This is a genomic window from Luteibacter anthropi (genome assembly GCF_023699965.1).
GTDB lineage: Bacteria > Pseudomonadota > Gammaproteobacteria > Xanthomonadales > Rhodanobacteraceae > Luteibacter > Luteibacter anthropi.
This window is the reverse complement of the sequence record NZ_CP077072.1, coordinates 3,104,744-3,121,223: the sequence shown is the minus strand read 5'-3', so window position 1 is coordinate 3,121,223 and position 16,480 is coordinate 3,104,744. Positions and strand designations below refer to the sequence as shown.

The window sequence follows — 16,480 nt, the reverse complement described above, 5'->3', positions numbered from 1 at the left end:
TCCGTTGAATGGAATGGCTTCAGGCGGCGGAGGCCAATGGTGCCAGAGCCGCGAGCGTTTCGCGCACCCGGTTCAGCGCCGGGCCGGGCTCCAGCTCGACCAGGGGCAACCGGGGTGCCGCCGAACCCAGTCCCAGCGCGGCCAGGCCGGCCTTGACGGGAATCGGGTTCGGGGCGCAGTTCAGAGCGTCGATCAGCGGCGCCAGCCGCGCCGTGGCAGCGGCCGTGCGCCCTGCGTCGCCCGAACGGGCGGCATCGCAGAATTCACGGAACGGCCCCGGCACGAGATTGGCCACCACCGAGATGGTGCCCGCAGCGCCGGCCAGCATGGCCTGGTGGGCCGAACCGTCGTCGCCGCTCAGGTAGACGAAATCCGGGCGCACAAGTTCCGCAAGGGCCTTGATCCGCTCGGCATCGCCCCGGGCTTCCTTGATGCCGATGATGGCCGGATGCTCGCGGAGCACGGCCACCGTCTCCGGGGCGATGTCGCAACCAGTGCGCGGCGGCACGTTATAGAGGACGACCGGCAGGCCACCTTCGTCGGCCACGGCCAGGAAATGCCGACGGATGCCTTCCTGGGTGGGACGCACGTAGAACGGCGCCACGACCAGCGCCGCATCGGCGCCCAGGTCCCTCGCCAGGCGGGTGGTGGCGATCGTTTTCGCCGTGCCCGCTTCGCCGGTGCCGGCGATGACGGGAATGCGTTTATTGACGTGCTTCACCGCAAACGCGAGCAGACGCTTGTATTCGTCGTGCTCGAGAAAGTGGGACTCGCCCGTCGAGCCTGCGACGACCACGGCCTGGGTGCCGCCGGCCAGCTGCTGGTCGAGCAGGCGGCCGAACGCGTCGAGATCGAGGGAACCGTCCGCGGCGAACGGCGTCGCCAGCGCGGTGATGCTTCCGGAGATATCCAAGGTAAAACCCGTTGAGTAACCAGCGCTTCGCATGTTACCGGGCAGGCCCCGACACGTCCATTCGGCCAATTCGCACCCTTTTCAGGGGTCCGGCTTGCTAGTGCAGGATGCCCCCCGTTAAGCTCGGGCCCGTAGCGACGCCCTGCGCCCCGCAGGTCGCGCCATGGGTAGTAAAGCCTTGAATCGTTCCGCAGCACGCAGCGCCGCCACCGATAATCAGCTCCTCATCTCGACGCTGTCGCCGGCGCACCGCGCGCCCATCCTGGCGCTGGCCAAGCGCATCGCCGACTCAGGCTGCAACCTGGCCGATGCCAGGGTCTCCACCATCGGCAACGATACCTCCGTGATGCTGCTCGCCTCCGGCGCCTGGGATGCCGTGGCCAAGCTGGAAACGGCGCTGGGCAAGCTTGCCCGCGACGAAGACCTGCAGATCGTCCATTACCGCACGGCGCCGCGCGAGCCTACGACCCACCTGCTGCCCTACCTGGTCGAGGTGATCGCCGCCGACCGGCCGGGCATCCTGGTCAAGATCATCGAGTTTTTCTCGCGCCGGGACATCAGCGTGGAGCAGCTGTCGTCGATGCGCTACCAGGCCATGCAGACCGGCGCCGAGATGTTCCAGGCGCAGATCACCATCGGTATCCCGTCGGAGACCCACATCGCCGCGCTGCGCGACGACTTCCTCGAGCTTTGCGATGGCCTCAATCTCGACGCCATCATGGACCCGGTGAAATTCTGAACGGATAAAAAGAACCTACGCATGATCGGCAAGGGCAAGAAGGTACCGAAACTCCAGGGCACGCTCGGCGACGGCAGCAGCCTGTCGCTTTCCTCCCTCTCCGGCCAATGGGTCGTGGTGTTCTTCTACCCCAAGGACAGCACCCCGGGCTGCACCAACGAGGCGAAGGACTTCCGTGATCTATATGCGCAGTTCCAGGCGCGGGGTGCCGAAGTGATCGGCGTCTCCCGCGACTCGGTGCGCTCGCACGCGAACTTCGCAGCGAAGCAGGAACTGCCCTACCCCCTCGTTTCCGACGCCGACGAAACCTGGTGCCAGGCCTTCGACGTCATCCACGAAAAGGTGCTCTACGGCAAGCGCTACATGGGCGTGGTCCGCAGCACCTTCCTCATCGGCCCCGACGGCAAGCTTGCCGCCGAGTGGCGGGGCGTGAAGATCCCCGGTCACGCGCAGGCCGTGCTCGAGAGTGTTCCCACCGCGTGACGGACACCGCGTCACGCGGCTCCCTCCCCCGGCCGTCGCCGCGCGGCCGGGTATTGCAACCTCCGCATGAGGTCACTTCCGCATGAACGGAAGCAAGCGCATCTACGCCCTCGACACCAACGTGCTTCTGCACGATCCGACGTCGCTGTTCCGCTTCGAGGAGCACGACGTGTTCATCCCGATGACGGTGCTGGAGGAACTTGACGAGAAGAAGAAAGGCGGCTCCGAGGTTTCGCGCAACGGTCGCCAGGTCAGTCGTTTCATCAACGAGCTGATCGAGCGTGGCGGCAACCTTAAGGACGGACTCGAACTGGCCAACCCGCAGGGCATCAAGCTCAAGCGCGGCGCGGTGGGCCGGCTGTTCTTCCAGCAGCGTGCCAGCCATGGCAACGGCAAGGCGGACAACCAGATCCTCGCCTCCGTCATCGACCTGCGCGACCAGTTTCCGGATCGCCCGGTCACCCTGGTTACGAAAGACATCAACCTGCGCATCAAGGCGTCGATTTTCGGCATCGATGCCGCGGATTACGAGAACGATCGCGCGCTCGACGATTTCGCCCTGCTGTTCACGGGCGCGGATGCGCTTCCGGAAGATTTCTGGAGCAGGCACCCGGAACTGCGCTCGTGGAACGAGCGCGGCCGTACGTACTATGAAATGGACGTGCATGAGGATGAGCCCTGGTATCCACACCAGTGCCTCTACATGCCCGGCGAAAATGATGTCGAACTGCGCGTGCTGGAAATCACCGGCGACGAGGACGCGCGCCGTGCCAAGCTGGTGTTGCTCGATGATCATAGCCACGCCGCACATGGCGTCTGGGGCATCGCCGCGCGCAACCGCGAGCAGAACTTCGCATTGAACCTGCTGATGGACCCGGACGTGGACTTCGTCACCCTGCTGGGTACGGCAGGCACGGGCAAGACCCTTCTGGCGCTGGCCGCAGGCCTTGCCCAGGTCATGGACCAGCAGCGCTACCGAGAGATCATCATGACCCGCGCCACGGTGTCCGTGGGCGAGGACATCGGCTTCCTGCCCGGCACGGAAGAGGAAAAAATGACGCCCTGGATGGGCGCACTGACCGACAACCTCGAAGTACTCGCCAACCCGGAAGAAGGCGGCTCATGGGGTCGCCAGGCCACCAACGACTTGCTGGCCTCACGGGTGAAGATCCGTTCGCTCAACTTCATGCGCGGGCGCACCTTCCTCAGCCGCTATCTCATCATCGACGAGGCGCAGAACCTCACGCCGAAGCAGATGAAGACGCTGATCACGCGCGCAGGTCCGGGTACGAAAATCGTGTGCCTCGGTAACGTGGAGCAGATCGATACGCCCTACCTTACCGAGACCACGTCGGGCCTTACTTATGCCGTGGATCGTTTCAAGATGTGGTCGCACTCGGGGCACATCACGCTGCGCCGGGGCGAGCGGTCGAGGCTGGCGGATTTCGCATCCGAAGCGCTGTAAATCAAACCATATGGCCGCGGGCATGAAGCCCGCGGCCCTTACTGACAGGGAGAGTTTTTCGTGGAACGGATTCCGTGCGTTTATCTACTGGCCAGCGGCCGGAACGGCACCCTTTACCTTGGAGTTACTAGCGATCTCGTCAAACGGGTGTGGCAGCATCGCGGCAAGTTCGTGGATGGCTTTTCGGCACGGTACGGGGCAAGCCGGCTGGTGTGGTTCGAAACGCACCCGACCATGGAGGCAGCCATCCTGCGGGAGAAGCAACTCAAGGCGTGGAAACGTGCCTGGAAACTGGAACTGATCGAGGGGGAGAACCCATCCTGGCGAGACCTCTACCCCGACCTTTTCTGACACCGTCGTTCCTGCTAACGCAGGAACCCAGCGCCCCGGTTCACCAGAAAGCACCGCCACGCTTCATCGGCTTGTGTGTAGGTGACCCTCTCGCGAAAACCCACTGCACCGCACTGGGTCCCTGCGTTCGCAGGGACGACGTGAGGGGTAGAAAGGGTACCGCACTCTTGCAGCCCGTCGTTCCTGCGCAGGCAGGAACCCAGCGCCCCGGTTCTCCAGCAAGCACCGCCACGCTGCATCGGCTCGTGTGTAGGTAACCCTCTCGCGAAAACCCACTGCACCGCACTGGGTCCCTGCGTTCGCAGGGACGACGTGAGGGGGCGGGTAAGGAATCGCAAGCTTGTAGCCCGTCGTTCCTGCGAACGCTGGAACCCAGCGCCCCAGTTCACCAGCAAACATCGCCACGCTGCATCGGCTCGTGTGTAGGTGACTCACTCGCCAGAACCCACTGCACCGCACTGGGTCCCTGCGTTCGCAGGGACGACGTGAGGGGGCGGGTAAGGAATCGCAAGCTTGTAGCCCGTCGTTCCTGCGAACGCAGGAACCCAGCGCCCCGGTTCACCAGCAGGCACCGCCACGCTGCATCGGCTTGTGTGTAGGTGGCCCTCTCGCGAAAACCCACCGCACCGCACTGGGTCCGAAGCGTTCGCAGGGACGACGCGAGGGTTAGTTATGTGACTACAATCACATCACCCGTCGTTCCAGCGAACGCTGGAGCCCAGCGCCTCGGTCTCCATAGTTGCCAGGCGCCACCTACGAATCCCGCGCACACCGATGAAACCCAACATCCTAACCATCGCAGGCTCCGATTCCGGTGGCGGCGCGGGCGTGCAGGCAGATCTGAAAACCTTCCACTCCCTGGGCGCCCATGGCTTGACGGCCATCACCGCCGTCACGTCGCAGAACACCCTTGGCGTAACTGCTGTACATCGCCTCCCGGCTCGTCATGTTCGCAGCCAGATCGATGCCGTGTTCGCCGATTTCCCTATCGCCGCTGTCAAGACCGGCATGCTGGGAACTGCGGCAACCACCCGCCTGGTGGCGTCGGAAATAGCAAGGCGACAACCCGCGCGGCTGGTTATCGATCCCGTGATGATCTCGACCAGCGGCACCCGCTTGCTCGACGAGAACGCCCTGGATGCACTCGTGAACCAACTGATCCCGCTTGCCGACGTATTCACCCCCAACCTGCCTGAAGCCGAAGCCCTGCTGGGCCGCGCGATCGGCAAGGCTGTGGACGAAGCCGGAGCCGACCTCCTCGCCCTGGGCCCTCGCGGAGTACTGCTAAAGGGCGGCCACGGCCGGGGCCGCCAGCTCGTGGACCGCTACTACGACGCAAGCGGCGTCATCGAGTTCCGTCACGACCGCCTGCCCTACGAAGCCCGCGGCACCGGCTGCACCCTGGCCTCGGCAGTAGCCGCCGGGCTGGCCAGGGGCAAATCGCCGCACGCCGCTGTCCGCGCCGCCATCGCATGGGTCAACAAGGCCTTCCGGGGTGCCTGGCAGGCCGGTAGCGGCCCGGCGCGCGTGCTGGACCACTGAGGGCGGAGTATCCTATCGGCGTTGATACAGGCCGCCTGCGGCCGCACGTATCGCCTGTCCATGCCGAGCCCTACTCCATGAATTTCCTGGGACCCCGCTTCATCGTCCTCTACGTGCTGATCCTGTTCGCGCTGTGCGTGCTGCTGGTGCACCTGCGTGGCCGCTCGCGCCTGCGCTTCGATCGCCAGCTCGTGGATCATTCGGCGGTGTTCGCGCCGTATAACCTGCTGATGTACGCGTTCTCCGCCGTGCCTGCACGACCGATCCTGGATCGTCGCGGCTTTCCGCAGCTCGATCTTCTGCAAAACAACTGGCAGAAGATCCGCGAAGAGGCCATGCATCTATTCGACGAGGGCTATATCCGCTCCGCCGAGAAGCACAACGACGCCTCGTTCAATTCGTTCTTCAAGCAGGGCTGGAAGCGCTTCTACCTGAAGTGGTACGGCGAGCCGCTCGCCTCGGCGGAAACGCTGTGCCCTGAAACGGTGAAGCTGCTCAACTCCATCCCCAGCGTGAAGGCAGCGATGTTTGCCCTGCTTCCGCCGGGGAGCAAGCTCAATCCGCATCGCGATCCGTTTGCCGGTTCGCTGCGTTATCACCTGGGTCTTATCACGCCGAATTCGGATGACTGCCGCATCTTCGTCGATGGTGAGATGCACGCCTGGCGTGATGGCAAGGATGTGGTGTTCGACGAAACCTACGTGCACTGGGCAGAGAATCGTACCGACCAGACCCGCGTGATCCTGTTCGCCGACGTCGAGCGGCCGCTGAAGAGCCGCCTGATGACGGCGGTGAACAAGCGTGTGGGTGCGTTCATGGGGTCTATCACCGCTTCGCCGAACAGTGACGACGGCAAGGAGCAGGTGGGCTTCGTCAATCGCATGTTTGCCTTGAACCAGCGTAGCCGCGAGCGTTCGCGGCGATTCAAGAAGGCGAATCCGAAGCTGTTCCGCGTGGTGAAGTACATCGGGATCGTGCTGGCGATCTGGGTGATTTTTCTCGCGCCGTATCCGTTTGTGCGGGGGTGAGGTTTTCTGAGGGGGTCGCGCGCGAGGCGCGCTCCTACAGAGGCGCGGATTGACTGGGTGGTACTTCGTGGGATGGTCGCGCGCGAGGCGCGCTCCTACAGGGTCACGGATTGACTGGGTGGTACTTCGTGGGACGGTCGCGCGCAGGCGCGCTCCTACAGTACCGCGATGACCTTGTAGGAGCGCGCCTTGCGCGCGACCGCTCCTGCATGAAAAAAGCCCCGCTTTCGCGGGGCTTTTCGTTACATCAGGCCGTAGCGCGAATGCGCTCGACGATGGCGTCACCGAAGGTATCGGTGGTGCCGGTGCCGCCGACGTCCGGCGTGGTGCGGTCGCGGGCGTTCATCACGTCGCTGATCGCGTTGCGCAGGCGGGTGGCCTTGGCGACCATGTCGAGGTGGTCGAGCATGTCGGCCGCGGCGAGCAGCAGCGCGCAGGGGTTGGCCTTCTTCTGGCCCGCGATGTCCGGAGCCGAACCGTGCACGGCTTCGAAGATGGCCGCGTCCTTGCCGATGTTGGCGCCCGGGGCGAGGCCCAGGCCGCCGACGAGACCGGCGCACAGGTCGGAGAGGATGTCGCCAAACAGGTTCGTGGTGACGATGACATCGAACTGGTACGGGTTCATCACCAGCTGCATGCAGGCGTTGTCGACGATCATTTCCTGGAACTCGAGCTCCGGGAAGTCCTTCGCCACTTCACGCGCCACGTCGAGGAACAGGCCCGACGAGGTCTTCATGATGTTGGCCTTGTGCACGGCCGTGACCTTCTTGCGACCCTTCTGCTTGGCCATTTCGAAGCCGTAGCGGCAGATGCGCTCCATGCCCGGGCGGGTGTTGCGGATCACCGACACGGCCACTTCGTTCTCGCCGGTGCCTTCGCGCGTCTGGCCTTCGGCCATGTACGCGCCCATGGTGTTCTCGCGCACCGTGATGATGTCGATGTTGTCGTAGCGCGCCTTGGTGCCCGGGAAGCTGATTGCCGGACGCACATTCGCGTAGAGGTCGAACTTGCGGCGCAGGGTGACGTTGATCGAGGTGAAACCGCCGCCGATCGGGGTCGTCAGGGGGCCCTTGAGGGCGACCTTGTGCTTCTCGATGGCATCGATGGTGCCCTGCGGCAGCAGGTCGCCATGCTTTTCGAGGGCAATCACGCCGGCTTCCACGAAGTCGTAGGTAAGGCCGCAGTCGAGCGCATCGAGGACGCGGATGGTCGCGTCCATGATCTCGGGACCGATACCGTCGCCGGGGATAACGGCAATGGTCTTGCTCATGGGGATACTCCTGAAGGGAAGCGGATCGCGGGAGCGCATGCAAAGGCCTGCGCGGGGAGAAAAATCGCCTGATTATCGGCGATCCGACCCACTTCCTTCAAGGATGCCGCCCCGGAGGGCGGTGGCTCAGGTGCCCGGATGGTCGGCGCAGGAGCCTGCGTCGGCGGCTTCGCCGCCTTCGAGCGAATCGAGGAAATCCACCGCACGGCGCAGGTGCGGGATCACGATGGAACCGCCCACCACGAGGCCCACGCTGAACACTTCGAAGAATTCATCGCGGTTGACGCCGGCTTCCTTGCACTGCGCCACGTGGTAGCTGATGCAGTCGTCGCAACGCAGCACCATGGAGGCCACGAGGCCCAGCATTTCCTTGGTTTTTACGTCGAGCGCGCCTTCGCGGTAGGTCTGCGTATCCAGGGCGAAGAAGCGGCGCACCACCTGGTTGTCTTCGGACAGGATGCGTTCGTTCATCCGCTTGCGGAACGCGGTGAACTCCTCGATGCGATCACCGGCCATCAGTGCGTAGCCCCGAGGATCTCGGCCAGGCGGCCGCTGCGATCGGCGGCGGCGAGGTCGTCGAAACCACCCACGTGCGTGCCGTTGATGAAGATCTGCGGCACCGTCCGGCGGCCGCCGCTCTTTTCCAGCATGGCGTCACGCTGGACGGGATCGGTGTCGATGCGGACCTCGTTCCAGCCCAGGCCCTTGGCCTTGAGCAGGTTCTTGGCGGCCACGCAGTACGGGCAGACCGCCGTCGAATAGATGGTGATATCGGGTGTGGACATGATGCCGTTTCTCTGTAGCTCGATAGGGTCCAAAGTGGCCCCGGACGGGGCATTTTACAAGGCGGCGAACCTCGGCGCAGCACCGTTGTCCAAGCCCTCCAGCCCCCGCCGGGGGCGGTCAACCCGTCGCCAGGAATGGTATCGTCGTCGGACCTATGCGTACGCTCCTGCCCCATCTCGCCATCCTCGCCGTCACGGCCGCCGCCACCTTCGTGGCGGGCGCCCAGGACAACGTGCGCCTGCCCGACCTGGGCAGCTCCGCCAACGCGCTGATCAGCCCGCGCGAGGCCGAGCAATACGGCGCGATGATGCTGCGCCAGATGCATGCGCTTGACATGACCCTCGACGATGCGCTGCTCGACCAGTACATCAACGACCTGGGCTTTCGCCTCGTGGCCGCCAGCGAGCGACCGAAGGACCACTTCACCTTCTTCATCGTGAAGGACACCCAGATCAACGCCTTCGCGGCGCCCGGCGGCTACGTCGGGGTCAATGCCGGCCTCATCAACATCACCCAGACCGAAAGCGAGCTGGCCGGCGTCATGGCTCACGAAATCGGCCATATCAACCAGAACCACCTGTACCGCGCCTTCGAGGATTCGAAGAAAAATGCGCCGCTCATGGCCCTGGTGCTGCTGGGCGCCATCGCCGCCGGTGCGGGCGGTGGTGGCGACGCAGCGCCCGCCGTACTCATGGGCGGACAGGGCCTGCTCATGCAGCGCCAGATCAACTTCACCCGCAAGGACGAAGCCGAGGCCGACCGCGTGGGCATCCAGACCCTCGGCAATGCCGGCTTCAACCCGGATGCCATGGCGGATTTCTTCGGTCGCATGCAGGACACCCTGCGCGTGGGCCAGGGCGAGGAATCCCTGCCCGCCCTGTTGCAGACCCACCCGGTGACGCTGACCCGTATCAGCGAAGCCAAGGCACGCGCCCGCACGCTGGAAGAAAAGCTCGCCAATCGTCCGGCCCAGCCGACCATCGACAAGGCCAACTGGGAGAAAAGCACGGCGCCGGTGCTGTACGTGAAAGACCCTACCACCCTGGTCACGGCGGGCGGCAAGGTCGTGCCGGGCAGCGCCGCCGACACCTATTCCCTCATGCGGGAACGCGTGCGCGTGCTCTCGGGCGATGCACAGCAACTGGCGACGTATTACGCCACCAACCTCAAGCGCAAGGATTTCGACACGGCTGCCAACCGCTATGGCTATGCGCTGGCGCTGATCCGCACGAATCACGGCAATCAGGCGGTGGAGCAGTTGCAGCCCCTGCTGAACAGCCAGCCGAACAGCCTGGCCCTTCGCCTGACCATGGCCGATGCCTATGTCGATGCCGGCCGCAACGGCGACGCCATGGCCATCTACAAGTCGCTGCATGCGAATTCGCCGCGCAACAAGGCGGTGATCCTCGGCTATGCAAAGGCACTGGCCGGTACGGGCCGTAGCGATGACGCACGCACGGCCGCGGCCATGATGCGTCCGCTGCTCGACGACAGCGACGACCCGGAGTTTTTCCGCACCTATGGCCTTGCCAGCGAGCGCTCGGGCGATAGCGTGCGCGCTGCCGAGGCTTATGCCGATAGTGCGTATCTGGCCGGGCGCCCCTTCGATGCCATGGAGCAGCTGAAGCGGCTGCTGAAGCGCGACGATCTCGATTATTACCAGCGCTCGCGCATCCAGGCGCGCATCAGCGACCTCACGCCGCTGTTGCTTGAGCTGCGCAAGAAACGCGTGGCCACGGATGACAACCCCGACGGCCGCAGCCAGCTGCACCACCCCCTGTAGGAGCGCGCCTTGCGCGCGACCGGCCGCGTCAGCGGCCGCGTAATCGCTCGTCCGGTCGCGCGCGAGGCGCGCTCCTACAGGGGGCTCGCCCGCACCGTCGCAGTCATAATTGAGACCCTGATTGTGACCATTGTCATTGCGGTGTAACACAGCATGGCTGCAATATGACCGTCACAGCCAACGAGCGGTCCAAAGCGTGCACAAACGCATTCTTATCGTGGAAGACGAAGCTTCGATTCGCGACATGGTCGCTTTCGCGCTTCGCAAGGCGGGTATGGACGCGGCTCACGCCGCCGACGCCCGCGCCGCCCAGATGGCCATTTCCGAGCGGGTGCCAGACCTGATCCTGCTCGACTGGATGCTCCCAGGCACCAGCGGTCTCGAACTGGCCCGACGCCTGCGTCGCGAGGAACTGTCCCGGGAAATCCCCATCATCATGCTCACCGCCCGCGGCGAGGAGATGGACCGGGTGAACGGGCTGGAGGCCGGGGTCGATGATTACGTCATCAAGCCCTTCTCCACCCGCGAACTCATCGCCCGCATCAAGGCCGTGCTCCGGCGCAGCCAGGGCGACGACGGTTCGGGCGTGGTGGAGCTGGGCGGCCTGCGCATCGACGGACCCGCGCACCGCGTGTTCGCCGGCGAGGAAGCCGTGCCCATCGGCCCTACCGAATACCGCCTGCTGTTCTTCTTCATGACCCATCCGGAACGCGTGTATTCGCGGGCCCAGCTGCTCGACCACGTGTGGGGCGGAAGCGTCTATGTCGAAGAACGAACGGTCGATGTGCATATCCGCCGCCTGCGCAAGACGCTGGAACCGTGGAAGCTCGACGAGATGGTGCAGACCGTCCGTGGCGCTGGCTACCGGTTCTCTGCCAATACCTAGGCTAGTGCGGGGTCGCCGCGTTATGGTGGCAACACCAGACCGTCAACGGCCGCTCCGATATGCCCCCTAGTTTCCTGACTTCCTGGCGACTACCCGTCGCGTGTGCCGCCCTGCTTCTGCTGGGCGGCATCGCGGGTGCGCTGGTGGAAGCGACCCTGGCCGGCGTGACCTGCGCCGCTGTCGTGGAAATCGTCGCTCTGCTGTCGCTGTTCCGTCATAAGTCCGGGCCAATGTTGCAAACACCTACGACGCCCCACCCTGAGCATGACCGTCTGATGACTCGCACCCGCCGTATCGCATCCCGCTTGCGCGACCTGCGCAGCGCGGCCGGGACACTCCCGGACGCGGTGGTCCTGCTGGACCATTCGCTGCACGTCCGCTGGTTCAACCATGCGGCGGAGGAACTGCTTGGCCTGAAGCGCACGCGTGATCGCGGCCGCGTCATGACCGACCTGCTCCGCAATACCGATATGGCCGACTGGTGGACGGAAGGCGCGCGCGAGCCGCTGAACGACGTCACCGCACCGGGCCATCCGAATCGCCACGTCACGGCCACGCTACTGCCTTTCGGCAGCCGCCAGCGCCTGCTGCTGGCGCGGGACACCAGTCACCTCACCCGGCTCGAACAGATCCGCCGCGACTTCGTCGCCAACGTGTCGCACGAGCTGCGTACCCCGTTGACGGTGATCCACGGCTACCTCGAACTGCTCGATCCCGAAGATGTGCCCGAACTGGCCCCCGTGCTCGACGAGATGCGCGCCCAGTCCAAGCGCATGGGCCAGATCGTGGAAGACCTGCTCACCCTGTCGCGCCTGGAAACCCAGGACCACGTGGCCGAAGAGCACGTACAGATGGCGCCCCTGCTCGCCAGCCTGCGCAAGGAGGCCGAGGCGCTCAGCCAGGGCCGCCACACCGTGTCCCTGGACATCTCCACGCCGTTCGACCTGATGGGCTCGCCGAAGGACCTGCACAGCGCATTCTCCAACCTGGTGAGCAATGCCGTGCGCTATACCCCCACGGGCGGGCGCATCGCCATCCGCTGGAGCCAGACCGACGACGGCGCCACCTTCGCGGTGCAGGATTCAGGCTTCGGCATTCCGGCCGCCCATATCGCCCGCCTCACCGAACGCTTCTACCGGGTTTCTTCCAGCCGCTCGCGCGACTCCGGCGGCACCGGCCTGGGCCTGTCCATCGTCAAGCACGTGCTGAACCTTCACCAGGCAAGACTTTCCATCGAGAGCGAACCGGGCAAGGGCTCCACCTTCGCCTGCGTATTCGGCAGCGACCGTCTGGTTGACGGCAGCCGGCCGCAGGAGCTGGCCGGTGGTGGCGCAATCTAAACGAATCCCATGGCGGATGCCCGGCTCCGTCTTGCTGCGTCGCCGCTTTCCGGCATGATGGCCGCTGCGTCACCATCGGCTGTCGTGAGAGGAAAAGCAAAGAGAATGAGCGAGTCTGTCGACCTCGGGGCGCCCGGGCTGTACATCAACCGGGAGCTGTCGGCGCTGGAATTCAATTTCCGCGTGCTCGCACAGGCGCGCGACCCGGATGTGCCCGTCCTGGAACGGCTGCGTTACCTCACCATCGTCAGCAACAACCTCGACGAATTCTTCGAGGTGCGCGTGGCCGTGCTCAAGCACAAGCATGCGCTGGGTGCCGCCACGCCGGGTGCCGACGGACTGTCCTCGGGCGAGATCCTGGCCCGCATCCGCGAGCGCACGCTGGAGCTGGTGGCCGAGGTCTACACGATCTGGCACGAGGAACTGGGGCCAGCACTGGAAGACGAGGGCATCCGCTTCCTCACCCGTGACCGCTGGACCGACAAGCAGCGCCGCTGGCTGCTGGGCTATTTCCAGAACGAGATCATGCCGGTGCTCTCGCCACTGGGCCTCGATCCGGCGCATCCGTTCCCACGCATCCTCAACAAGACACTGAACCTGGCCGTGGTGCTGAAGGGCCGCGATGCCTTCGGGCGCGAAGGCCATATGGCACTGGTTCGTGCGCCGCGCTCGCTGCCGCGCATCATCCACCTGCCTGCCGAGGTGTCCGGGGCGGAAGGCGATTTCGTCTTCCTTGCCGAGGTGCTCCAGGCGTTCGCCGATGAAATCTTCCCCGGCTTCGAGGTCTGCGCCAGCTACCAGTTCCGCGTTACCCGCAACAGCGAGCTGGTGGTGGAAGAAACCGAGGTCGAGAACCTTGCCCGTGCGCTCAGCGAGGAACTGGCCGGACGCGGTTACGCGCGACCGGTGCGCCTGGAAGTAGGCGCCGATTGCCCGCGCGCGATCACCGAGATGCTGATCGACAACTTCCAGCTGGAAGAACACGACGTCTATCGCTGCGACGGACCGGTCAACATCATCCGCGCCGGTGTCATCTACGACCAGATCGACCGGCCGGAACTCAAATTCCCCCGCTTCACCCCGCGCCTGTGCCCCGACTTCGGCAAGGGCGTGAACGAATTCGACGTGCTCGGTGCGCGGGACATCCTGCTGCACCACCCTTACGAATCGTTCGCCACCGTGGTGGAGCTGCTGAAACGTGCCTCGCAGGACCCGGGCGTACTGGCCATCAAGCAGACCCTGTACCGTGCGGGCAAGGACTCCCCGCTGGTTGACCTGCTGGTGGAAGCCGCGCGCAACGGCAAGGACGTCACCGTGGTGATCGAGCTTCGTGCGCGCTTCGACGAAGAAGCCAACATCGGCCTCGCCAACCGCCTTCAGGAAGCCGGCGTGCAGGTGGTATATGGCGTGGTGGGCTACAAGACCCACGCAAAGATGCTGCTTATCGTGCGCCGCGAGGGCACCGGCCTGCGCCGCTACGTGCACCTGTCCACGGGCAACTACCACCAGGGCAACAGCCGCGGTTACACCGACATCGGCCTGATGACCTCGAACCCGGAAATCGGCGAGGACATCCACAAGGTGTTCCAGCAGCTTTCGGGGCTGGGGCCTATGATCCAGCTGAAGCGCCTGCTGCATTCGCCCTTCACGCTTTACAGCGGCGTGATGGCGAAGATCGAGCGCGAGATCGACCACGCGAAGAACGGCCGCCCCGCCCGCATCGTCGCCAAGCTCAATGCGCTCAACGAAGCCCATGTGGTCGAGGCGCTTTACCGCGCCTCCATCGCCGGCGTGAGCATCGACCTCATCATCCGTGGCGCGTGCACGCTGCGTCCGGGCATCAAGGGCGTATCGGAAAACATCCGCGTGCGCTCGATCATCGGTCGCTTCCTGGAGCACAGCCGCGTGTACTGGTTCGGCAACGACGGCGAACCCGAGCTGTATTGCGCCAGCGCCGACTGGATGGAACGCAACCTCATGCGCCGCATCGAAATCGGCGTGCCCATCCTCGAACCGGACCTGGCCAGACGCGTGTACGACGAAACCCTCGACAACTACCTGCGCGACAATACACAGGCCTGGTCCCTGGACGCGGATGGGCGGTATACACGCTGCGAACCCGCTACCGGTGAGCTTCCACACAGCGCCCAGCAAGCCCTGCTGACACGGTACTGCGGATGAACCGGCGCATCCTGCTGCTGTCGGTTTCTGCCGGTGCCGGCCACGTACGTGCCGCCGAAGCGCTGGAAGCCACGGTGCAGGCACTGGCCGGCGAAGGACGCAACGTCGAGGCGAAGCACCTCGACGTGATGGACTATGTGCCATCGAGCTTCCGCCGCATCTATGCCGATTTCTACCTGAGCCTCATCACGCGCTATCCGCGACTGTGGGGCATGCTCTATCGCATCACGGGCGACACGCGCCCCGACGCCGTCACCCAGCGCATGCGGCGCACGATTGAACGCCTGAACACGCGGCGCCTGCGCACGGCCATCGCCGAGTTCGCGCCCGAGGCCATCGTGTGCACGCACTTCCTGCCGGCCGAGATGCTGATGCGGCAGATCCGCAAGGGGCGCGTCACCGCCCCGGTGTACCTGCAGGTCACCGACTTCGACCTGCACCGCATGTGGGTGGTACCGGAGATGACCGGCTATTTCGCCGCCAGTGCCGAGATCGCCCACCGCATGCGTGCCGTGGGATTGCCGGCCGATCGCGTGCACGACAGCGGCATCCCCGTGATGCCGGCCTTCGCCGAAACCCATGATCGCCGCGAGCTGGCGGTGTCCTTCGGCCTCGATCCGGAGATGCCTACCTATCTCATCATGGGTGGCGGCGCCGGCGTGGGCGCGCTCGACGAACTGGCGGATTCGCTGCTCAAGGAAACCGAGGGCTTCCAGCTGATCGTGCTGGCGGGCCGCAATGCCGAACTACTGGAACGCTTGCGTGCCCTGGCCGCAGGCCGGCATGCAGGCAGGCTGTTTCCGCAGGGCTTCACCCGCCATGTGGAACGCCTGATGGCGTGCAGCGACCTGGCCATCACCAAGCCGGGTGGCCTGACCACCTCGGAATGCCTGTCGATGGGCCTGCCGATGATCGTCAATGCACCGATCCCCGGGCAGGAAGAACGCAACGCCGACTACCTGCTGGAACAAGGCGCGGCGTGGAAGGCCATCGACCATGTAGCGCTGGCGTGGCGCCTGCGCGCCTTGCAGCAGGATCCCGCACGACGGACCGAGATGGCAGCACGCGCACGCGCCATCGGCCGGCCCCACGCAGCACGTGCCGTCATCGACACGGTGCTTGCCCGGCTGGATGCTTCATGAGTCATTCGCCCCGTCGTCGCATCGTCTCGGTCCTGGCGACGGCGGCGTTCACTTTCCTGCTCGCCTTCATGTTTGCCCACGTCGAGGTCGAGATCGAGGGCCCGCACGGCTGGGCCACCAGCCTGCCCACCTGGCGGGTCGAGAACAACTGGATGCTCGACCTGTTCTGGGGTGGCCGGCCCATGACCGGCTATCACGCGTGGGTGTTTCCCTTCATCGCGTTGTTCTTTCACTTTCCGATGATATTTCGCGGTTTCTGGAGCTGGCGCGCCCAGGTGCGCATCCTGGCCTGCGTGATGTTGTTCTGGGTGGCCGAAGACGGCCTGTGGTTCATCCTCAACCCGGCCTTCGGGCTTGCACGATTCAACCCGGAGAACGTGCCCTGGCACCGCCACTGGTGGGGCCCCGCGCCCACGGATTACTGGGTGTTCGGCTTCCTGTGCATCCTGCTGTTCGCCCTGTCTGCGATGCCCAAAAGCCGAAAACGCTCCCTGTAGGAGCGCGCCTCGCGCGCGACCGGATGTTGCGAATGATCCACCGGTTTTCGCGATAACCGGTCGCGCGCAAGGCG

The 16,480-nt window shown here is 64.9% G+C and carries 17 protein-coding genes; 12 read left to right on the top strand and 5 right to left on the bottom strand.

Features of this window, described 5'->3' with window-relative positions; genetic code table 11:
• Window positions 1–19 precede the first annotated feature (19 nt).
• Window positions 20–913, bottom strand: a complete 894-nt coding sequence (dapA, locus tag KR767_RS13580; protein WP_250876650.1) for a 4-hydroxy-tetrahydrodipicolinate synthase — start codon at window positions 911–913, stop codon at window positions 20–22.
• Between the two features lie 163 nt (window positions 914–1,076).
• Here dapA and KR767_RS13575 point away from each other — a divergent pair, with 163 nt between their 5' ends.
• From KR767_RS13575 to KR767_RS13550, 6 genes are all read left to right on the top strand, one after another.
• The gene (locus KR767_RS13575; protein ID WP_166949992.1) at window positions 1,077–1,652 is read left to right on the top strand and encodes a glycine cleavage system transcriptional repressor; all 576 of its coding nucleotides are present in this window, start codon (window positions 1,077–1,079) and stop codon (window positions 1,650–1,652) included.
• A 21-nt stretch (window positions 1,653–1,673) separates the two neighbouring features.
• On the top strand, window positions 1,674–2,135 hold the full coding sequence (locus KR767_RS13570; RefSeq protein ID WP_250876649.1) for a peroxiredoxin: 462 nt from the start codon (window positions 1,674–1,676) through the stop codon (window positions 2,133–2,135).
• Window positions 2,136–2,217: 82 nt separating this feature from the next.
• Window positions 2,218–3,600 (top strand): PhoH family protein, encoded by a 1,383-nt coding sequence (locus KR767_RS13565; RefSeq protein WP_166949989.1) that lies wholly within the window; start codon window positions 2,218–2,220, stop codon window positions 3,598–3,600.
• 60 nt (window positions 3,601–3,660) lie between these two features.
• A complete protein-coding gene (locus KR767_RS13560) occupies window positions 3,661–3,951 on the top strand; it encodes a GIY-YIG nuclease family protein (protein ID WP_166949988.1) in 291 nt (96 codons plus the stop codon).
• Window positions 3,952–4,725: 774 nt separating this feature from the next.
• Window positions 4,726–5,493 (top strand): bifunctional hydroxymethylpyrimidine kinase/phosphomethylpyrimidine kinase, encoded by a 768-nt coding sequence (gene thiD / locus KR767_RS13555; RefSeq protein ID WP_250876648.1) that lies wholly within the window; start codon window positions 4,726–4,728, stop codon window positions 5,491–5,493.
• A gap of 101 nt (window positions 5,494–5,594) precedes the next feature.
• Window positions 5,595–6,521, top strand: a complete 927-nt coding sequence (locus tag KR767_RS13550; protein WP_284732884.1) for an aspartyl/asparaginyl beta-hydroxylase domain-containing protein — start codon at window positions 5,595–5,597, stop codon at window positions 6,519–6,521.
• Between the two features lie 247 nt (window positions 6,522–6,768).
• Here KR767_RS13550 and KR767_RS13545 read toward each other — a convergent pair whose 3' ends face one another.
• The 3 genes from KR767_RS13545 to grxC form a co-directional block, all read right to left on the bottom strand.
• The gene (locus KR767_RS13545; RefSeq protein WP_166949983.1) at window positions 6,769–7,791 is read right to left on the bottom strand and encodes an isocitrate dehydrogenase; all 1,023 of its coding nucleotides are present in this window, start codon (window positions 7,789–7,791) and stop codon (window positions 6,769–6,771) included.
• Window positions 7,792–7,917: 126 nt separating this feature from the next.
• A complete protein-coding gene (locus tag KR767_RS13540) occupies window positions 7,918–8,307 on the bottom strand; it encodes a carboxymuconolactone decarboxylase family protein (RefSeq protein ID WP_166949982.1) in 390 nt (129 codons plus the stop codon).
• The gene (grxC, locus tag KR767_RS13535) at window positions 8,307–8,576 is read right to left on the bottom strand and encodes a glutaredoxin 3 (protein ID WP_166949981.1); all 270 of its coding nucleotides are present in this window, start codon (window positions 8,574–8,576) and stop codon (window positions 8,307–8,309) included. The genes KR767_RS13540 and grxC overlap by 1 nt, the downstream gene beginning before the upstream one ends.
• A gap of 155 nt (window positions 8,577–8,731) precedes the next feature.
• On the opposite strand from grxC, the gene KR767_RS13530 reads away from it, so the two are divergent.
• Both KR767_RS13530 and phoB read left to right on the top strand, forming a co-directional pair.
• Window positions 8,732–10,360 (top strand): M48 family metalloprotease, encoded by a 1,629-nt coding sequence (locus KR767_RS13530; RefSeq protein ID WP_250876647.1) that lies wholly within the window; start codon window positions 8,732–8,734, stop codon window positions 10,358–10,360.
• A 196-nt stretch (window positions 10,361–10,556) separates the two neighbouring features.
• Window positions 10,557–11,246, top strand: coding sequence for a phosphate regulon transcriptional regulator PhoB (phoB, locus tag KR767_RS13525; RefSeq protein WP_166949978.1), 690 nt, complete (start codon window positions 10,557–10,559; stop codon window positions 11,244–11,246).
• 89 nt (window positions 11,247–11,335) lie between these two features.
• Here phoB and KR767_RS21340 read toward each other — a convergent pair whose 3' ends face one another.
• Entirely contained in the window at window positions 11,336–11,464 is a 129-nt protein-coding gene (locus tag KR767_RS21340; protein WP_279588216.1) for a hypothetical protein, read from the bottom strand.
• Between the two features lie 57 nt (window positions 11,465–11,521).
• Here KR767_RS21340 and phoR point away from each other — a divergent pair, with 57 nt between their 5' ends.
• From phoR to KR767_RS13505, 4 genes are all read left to right on the top strand, one after another.
• A complete protein-coding gene (gene phoR / locus KR767_RS13520) occupies window positions 11,522–12,586 on the top strand; it encodes a phosphate regulon sensor histidine kinase PhoR (protein ID WP_425483499.1) in 1,065 nt (354 codons plus the stop codon).
• Window positions 12,587–12,691: 105 nt separating this feature from the next.
• Complete coding sequence (ppk1, locus tag KR767_RS13515; RefSeq protein WP_250876646.1) at window positions 12,692–14,767, top strand: polyphosphate kinase 1; 2,076 nt, start codon at window positions 12,692–12,694, stop codon at window positions 14,765–14,767.
• Window positions 14,764–15,909, top strand: a complete 1,146-nt coding sequence (locus KR767_RS13510) for an MGDG synthase family glycosyltransferase (protein ID WP_250876645.1) — start codon at window positions 14,764–14,766, stop codon at window positions 15,907–15,909. The genes ppk1 and KR767_RS13510 overlap by 4 nt, the downstream gene beginning before the upstream one ends.
• Window positions 15,906–16,406 (top strand): hypothetical protein, encoded by a 501-nt coding sequence (locus KR767_RS13505; RefSeq protein WP_166949976.1) that lies wholly within the window; start codon window positions 15,906–15,908, stop codon window positions 16,404–16,406. The genes KR767_RS13510 and KR767_RS13505 overlap by 4 nt, the downstream gene beginning before the upstream one ends.
• Window positions 16,407–16,480: the final 74 nt, after the last annotated feature.